Source organism: Frankia sp. KB5, from assembly GCF_002099325.1.
Classification (GTDB): Bacteria; Actinomycetota; Actinomycetes; order Frankiales; family Frankiaceae; genus Frankia; species Frankia casuarinae.
This window is the reverse complement of record NZ_MRUJ01000412.1, coordinates 1-1,188: the sequence shown is the minus strand read 5'-3', so window position 1 is coordinate 1,188 and position 1,188 is coordinate 1. Positions and strand designations below refer to the sequence as shown.

1 protein-coding gene is annotated in these 1,188 nt (G+C 66.6%); it reads right to left on the bottom strand.

The window, feature by feature from the left end:
* Window positions 1-807: toll/interleukin-1 receptor domain-containing protein (locus KBI5_RS24885; protein WP_085016641.1), on the bottom strand; the 807-nt coding region annotated here is incomplete at its 3' end.
* Between the last annotated feature and the right edge of the window lie 381 nt (window positions 808-1,188).

The following is a 1,188-nucleotide window of genomic DNA, read 5'->3' as shown; positions in this document are numbered from 1 at the left end:
CTTTCCAAGCCGATCCAGGGTCCAGCCGAGCGCCATGGCGGTCGTGAGGGTATTGGTGTGGTCGGGGCCGAGGGTGGCGCGTTGGCGGGTGAGGGTGTCCTCGAACAGGGTGCGTGCCGCGGCGTGCTCGCCAAGGTTGCCCAGGGGCGACCTGAGCAAGTTGGCGGTCGCGAGGGTGTGGGTGTGATCGGGGCCGAGGGTGCGGCGTTGGTGGGCGAGTAGATCTTCGGTGCTCTGCTGGTCATGCGGGTCAGGGGATGTGTCGGTGGGTGCGGGTTCGTTTGCGGGGAAGGCCGGTTCGTGGGTTGGTGGGTTCGGTCGGTGTGTGGGGAAGTTGGGGGGTGTGGTGGGTTTAGCGCGTCCGGTGAGGGTGTGGCGGACGTGGTCGAGGAGGTGTCGGCCGGCTTTGTCGGCGTCGTGGTGGAACAGGTCGATGGAGACGACGGCGCCGAGGAGTCCTGGCCGTGGGCAGTCTTCGACCCGTACCGGGAGGAGTTTGCGTTTGAAGCCGTGAGGGTCGGCGGCGTGGGCGGCTTGCCATTCGGCATGGCCGTAGATCGAGGTCAGGTAGGCGCCGGAGAGTACGGCGAGGGTGTGTCGGGCGTGTTGGACGCCTTGTTGCATGCGGATCTGCCAGTTCGATCCGGGGACGAAGTCCCAGGCTTGGACGAGGACGCGGTAGCCGTCTGCTTCGAGCTGCCAGGAGATCCACTCCGCCCATTCGCGATCAACTGCCGTGTACGAGACGAAGAAGTCCCAGTCCGGATCGGAACCGGTCGCGTCGTCCGTGTTGCCCCCGTCGGTCACCCGGCCAGTGTGCCACCGGCACAGACCGCGTCAGGTCGTCCTACTACGGACTCCGCGGGCCCCCGAATCTGTGATATAGGACACGGTGTACTTTCGTTTGCGCGACGATACGCGGCAGTTGACACCTCGGCAGGAAGAACAGCCGCCGCGCGGGACGCTGAACGACGGCACCTGCCCGACTCCGCTGGACCGCCCCGGGGGGATCCTTATCCTCCCGCCCCGAGGCCTCCGAGGCCCTCCCACGTCCGGGGAAGGGAGAGCCGGACGTGAGAAAGACGCCCGGATACCAGGGCTCCGTCAAAGTCTGTTTTGGCTGGTCAGGGCGATGATCTGGAGGACGAGCCCAGGGTCTCTGATGGTGGCTCGGCGGGCCTGTCTGAT